Origin of the sequence: Acidisoma sp., assembly GCF_035492295.1 — a bacterium.
Taxonomy (GTDB): Bacteria; Pseudomonadota; Alphaproteobacteria; order Acetobacterales; family Acetobacteraceae; genus Acidisoma.
Map to the genome: position 1 here is coordinate 1 of NZ_DATJJK010000253.1, position 5,192 is coordinate 5,192.

The following is a 5,192-nucleotide window of genomic DNA, read 5'->3' on the forward strand; positions in this document are numbered from 1 at the left end:
CGACATCTCCCGCTTGCCATTCTCGCTCAAGGTGCTGCTCGAGAATCTGCTGCGCAACGAGGACGGACGGTCGGTCCGGTCCGAGGACATCAAGGCCTTGGCGCAATGGCTCAAGACGCGTAGCTCCGAGCGCGAGATCGCCTTTCTGCCGGCGCGGGTGCTGATGCAGGATTTGACCGGCGTGCCCGCAGTGGTCGATCTCGCGGCGATGCGCGAGGCGATGGTGAAGCTCGGCGGCGATCCCAAGAAGATCAACCCGCTGGCGCCGGTCGATCTCGTCATCGACCAATCGGTGATGGTCGACAATTTCGGCAACGCGCAGGCCTTCCGCAACAACGTCAAGGTCGAGTTCGAGCGCAACCAGGAACGCTATACCTTCCTGCGCTGGGGCCAGAGCACCTTCGACAATTTCCGCGTCGTGCCGCCGGGCACCGGCATCTGCCACCAGGTCAATCTTGAATATTTGGGCCAGGTGGTATGGACAACGGACGAGAACGGCAAAACCATCGCCTATCCCGATACGCTCGTCGGCACCGACAGCCACACCACCATGATCAACGGCCTCTCGGTGCTGGGCTGGGGCGTGGGCGGGATCGAGGCCGAAGCGGCGATGCTCGGCCAGCCGATCTCGATGGTCCTGCCCGAGGTGGTCGGGTTCCGTATGAGCGGCGCGCTGCGCGAGGGCGCGACCGCGACCGATCTGGTGCTGACCGTCGTGCAGATGCTGCGCAAGAAAGGCGTGGTCGGGCGCTTCGTCGAATTCTATGGGCCGGGCATCGGCAGTCTGCCGCTTGCCGACCGCGCGACCATCGGCAATATGGCGCCGGAATATGGCGCGACCTGCGGCTTCTTCCCGATCGATGCCGAGACCATCCGTTATCTGAAGCTGACGAGCCGCGATCCTGCGCGCGTGGCGCTGGTCGAGGCCTATGCCAAGACGCAAGGGCTGTGGCACGACGAGTCGACGCCCGATCCGGTCTTCACCGACACGCTGGAATTGGATCTCAGCACGGTCGAGCCCTCGCTCGCCGGGCCGCGCCGGCCGCAAGACCGCGTTGGGCTTGCGGGTGTTGCGAAGAATTTCGCCGGCGAGCTGCCGAAGCTCGCAATTGGCCGCACACCCGAGCACGCCAAGGGCGAGATCGCCGTCAAGGGCGCGAATTACACGCTCAAAGACGGCGCGGTGGTGATCGCCGCGATCACCTCCTGCACCAACACCTCCAACCCCAGCGTCATGCTCGGCGCCGGGCTCCTGGCGCGTAACGCCTTGAAGCGCGGCCTCAAGGTGAAGCCCTGGGTCAAGACCTCGCTCGCGCCCGGCAGCCAGGTGGTCAGCGACTATTACGCCGCATCGGGCCTGCAGCAGGATCTCGACGCCCTCGGCTTCAACCTCGTCGGCTATGGCTGCACCACTTGCATCGGCAATTCCGGACCGCTGCCGGAGCCGGTTGCCAACGCGATCGATGACGGCGATCTTGTTGTTGCCGGCGTGCTCTCCGGCAACCGCAATTTCGAGGGCCGCATCCACCCGCAGGTGCGGGCCAACTACTTAGCGTCGCCGCCGCTCGTCGTCGCTTATGCGCTGGCGGGCTCCGTCACCATGGATTTGACGCGCGATCCCCTGGCCGAGGATCCCGACGGCAAGCCGGTCTATCTCAAGGATATCTGGCCCTCCAATCGCGAGATCGCCGATACGGTCCGCAGCGCCGTCAACGACACGATGTTCAAGAAGCGCTACGGCAACGTGTTCGAAGGCCCCGAGGAGTGGCGGAAGGTGCCGCTTATTTCGGGCATGACTTTCAGCTGGGATCCGGGCTCGACTTATCTCGCGCATCCGCCCTATTTCGAGAACATGCCGAAAGAGCCGGGGCCTTTGAGCGATATCCAGGGCGCGCGCGAATTGGCGCTCTTCGGCGACAGCATCACCACCGATCACATCTCGCCCGCCAGCTCGATCAAGAAGGACAGCCCGGCCGGCCAGTACCTCCTCGAGCATCAGGTGCGGCCGCAGGACTTCAATTCCTATGGCGCGCGGCGCGGCACGCATCAGGTGATGATGCGCGGCACCTTCGCCAATATCCGCATCAAGAACGAGATGGCGCCAGGCACCGAAGGCGGTGTGACGACCCATTACCCTTCGGGCAAGGTCATGCCGATCTACGACGCCGCCATGCTCTACAAGGCCGAGGGCACGCCCCTCGTCGTCTTCGGCGGCAAGGAATACGGCACCGGCTCCTCCCGCGACTGGGCGGCCAAGGGCACCATGCTGCTCGGCGTGAAGGCGGTCATCACCGAGAGCTTCGAGCGCATCCATCGCTCCAACCTTGTCGGCATGGGCGTCCTGCCGCTGACCTTCAAGGACGGCATGGACCGCAAGTCCCTCCAGATCACCGGGCAGGAGACGCTGGATATCCTTGGTCTCGAAGAGCTTCGCCCGCGCATGGATCTGACGCTTGTCATCCATCGCCCGGGCGGCCAGACGGACGAGGTCAAACTCCTCTGCCGGGTCGATACGCTGGACGAGGTCGCCTACTACCAGCATGGCGGCATTCTGCATTACGTCCTGCGCGAGATGGCGAAGGCCGCCTGATCCGCGGCCCATCGGGCAGAAACAGGAGGCCGCGCGGTTCGCCGCGCGGCCTTTTTCATGCCGGGGGCCTGTCGCACCTGGCAGACCGCGCCCATAACTGGGTCTCGCTTCAATGAGACCACCGGCCTCCTGTGACCGCCCTCACCCGCTCCTCCTTCTCCCTCGATTTAGCCGGTTTCAGCGTCCAGGAAGGGCTGCGCGCCGGGCTTTCGGTCGCGGCCCTCGTGGTGCTGCACGCCTGGCTGAACTTCCCCCTGCTTCTGATGACGGCGCTCGGAGCGCTGCTCACCTGCCTGGCCGATGCCGGCACACCGGGCGAGGAGCGGCTGCCGCCGCTTTTTACCTTCACCGTTTTTGGCGCCCTCATCGGCGTGATCTTTAGCCTTGCCCGGGCCCAAGGGTTGTGGCTCGCCGTGCCGCTCGCCGGTGTCGCGATCTTCTGCGCGAGCTTCGCCCGCATCTACGGCCCCTCGGGCATGCAGGTCGGCAATCTGCTTTCGGTCTGGATCGTGCTCGCGATCGACATCCCGGAGCCGAGCCTGCACCAGGCCTTGATTACCGGCGGCATGTTTGCGGCCGGCTGCCTCTGGGCCATTGTGCTGACCAGCCTCGTCTGGCGCATCCAGACGACCGCCCCTTTTCGCCACAGCATCGCCGACTGCTACCGGGCGCTCGGCGCCATGGCGCAGGACATGCGGGAAATCGAAGCGAGCCCGCTGGACAAGGCCGCCCGCGCCGCGCGCTGGGAGGAGAATGCCCGTGTCTTCCGGGGCGGCGGCCGCATCGCGATCGAGACGGCGCGCACCAATATCCTCGCCCTCGCCCGCAGCCAGGGCAATGGCGGCCCGCGCGTCTCCCGCGCCTGGCTGCGCCTGGAAGCCGTGGATCAGGCCTTCGCGGCCCTGAGCGGGCTCGCCGATATCCTGGAGGCCGGGCATGTCCGCAACCGGCTCATGGCGCTTCGCATCCTCCGGCACTTGCGCAATGAGATCACGGTCATCGCGCAAAGCATCGACGCCGACAGGGCCCCCGACATCCCGCGCATGACCCGCAGCCTGGACATGATTCGGGGCTATGTCTCGGATCTCAGCGCCTATGACCCCGTCCGCAAGCTGGTGGAGACCATCACCGAACGCCTTTCCGTCGCTGTCACGCTGGCCGCGCCCGAGAATCTGCGAGCCGGATCGCTGCCGGACGGGCGCCCCGCGCTCGGCTGGCGGGAACGGCTTCTGGGGCCCCTGCGCGCCAACCTCAACGGCCAGTCCTCCCATCTCCGCCATGCTTCCATGGCGGGTTTCGCCGGTCTTCTCTGTCTCGCCTATACGCTGCACGACGAGCATGAATACGAGCGCTGGCTGACCATCACGCTGCTGATGACCATGCAACCGCATTTCAGTCTGACTTGGCAGCGGATGCTGGAGCGGATCGGCGGCACGGTGCTGGGCGGCCTCATCGCCTCCGGCCTCAGCCTTGTCCTGCACACGCCCCTGACCGTGAGCCTCGCGATGTTCCCGCTGGCGGTCATCGCCTTCATGCTCCGCAAGGTCAGTTTCGGCCTGTTTCTCGTGGCACTCACGCCGATGGTCATCCTGCTCGTGGAGTCGGGCACGCCCGGCGCCTCCGAAATCACCATCGCGCTGATGCGGGCACTCTACACGGTGATCGGCGGTGTGCTGGCTCTGCTTTGCAGCCTCGCCCTCTGGCCCGGACGGCAGCCGCAACGCGCCCTGAAGGAGGTTCAGGATGCCATCGCCGCCCATGCCCGCATGACGGATGCCGTGCTCGCCGAATTGCTGGGCGACGGAAGTGCGGCGGCGTGCGACGCCACCCGGCGACAGGCGGGGCTTGCCAGCAATACGCTGGAATCGGCGCTCAGCCGCAGCATGCTGGAGCCGCGTCTTGTCGCCGGCCGGCATCTCAACGCGGCGCTGACAATCGACGCGGCGCTGCGTCGCATCTCGGGGCGTCTCACCGTCATGCGCGTGACCCTGGCCGCCGCCGAAGCCGAGTCCGGGCAAAGGGTTTCGGCTGAAACGCTTCGGTTATGGCGGGTTTGGATCGGGCAATGCGCCGAAATGGTGCTGACCTATCCGCCCGGCAGCCACCTGCCGGTGGCCCTGCCGCCGCGCCCGCCACTCGACGCGCCAGCAGACGAACCCATGGCGGATGCGCTCACCCGGATCGCGCGGCAGATCGAGCTTATCGCCGGCGCCGTTCCGAAGCTCGAGAGTTGACGGCTCTCAAGTTTCGAGCGCGCGCGCCTCGTCCGGCAACATAATCGGGATGCCGCCGCGAATGGGATAGGCGAGGCCGGCGGCGCGGCTGATCAGCTCGTCGTGCTCACGGTCATAGACCAGCGGCTGCTTGCTCAACGGGCAGACGAGAATTTCGAGCAGTCGCGGATCGACCGGCTGCGGCACGGGAGCCGCGGCTTCAGCCTCCATCTCCTCGGCGGGCACGGCGGCCATCGGATCACTCATGCGCTTCTCTCCTTCAACTGAGGCGGGGCGGCTCGTCACCGTCGGGCTCCTGGCCGTGCAGGCCGAATGCGAGCAGGGCGAGAAGGATAGCCGAACGCTGCGCGAGCGTCTCTGCTTCCAGC

The 5,192-nt window shown here is 66.2% G+C and carries 3 protein-coding genes; 2 read left to right on the forward strand and 1 reads right to left on the reverse strand.

Features of this window, described 5'->3' with window-relative positions:
• Both acnA and VL752_RS19085 read left to right on the forward strand, forming a co-directional pair.
• Positions 1-2,590, forward strand: a 2,590-nt coding sequence (gene acnA, locus VL752_RS19080) for an aconitate hydratase AcnA (RefSeq protein WP_325357681.1), incomplete at its 5' end; no start/stop codon positions are given.
• 131 nt (positions 2,591-2,721) lie between these two features.
• Entirely contained in the window at positions 2,722-4,824 is a 2,103-nt protein-coding gene (locus VL752_RS19085; RefSeq protein WP_325357683.1) for an FUSC family protein, read from the forward strand.
• A 6-nt stretch (positions 4,825-4,830) separates the two neighbouring features.
• Here the strand turns inward: VL752_RS19085 and VL752_RS19090 are convergent, their stop codons facing one another.
• Complete coding sequence (locus VL752_RS19090; RefSeq protein WP_325357685.1) at positions 4,831-5,034, reverse strand: Trm112 family protein; 204 nt, start codon at positions 5,032-5,034, stop codon at positions 4,831-4,833.
• Positions 5,035-5,192 lie beyond the last annotated feature (158 nt).

Coding starts and splice junctions, on each gene's coding strand:
- VL752_RS19090 (WP_325357685.1), bottom strand. CDS start 5,034: ATGGAGGCTGAAGCCGCGGCTCCCGTGCCGCAGCCGGTCGATCCGCGA.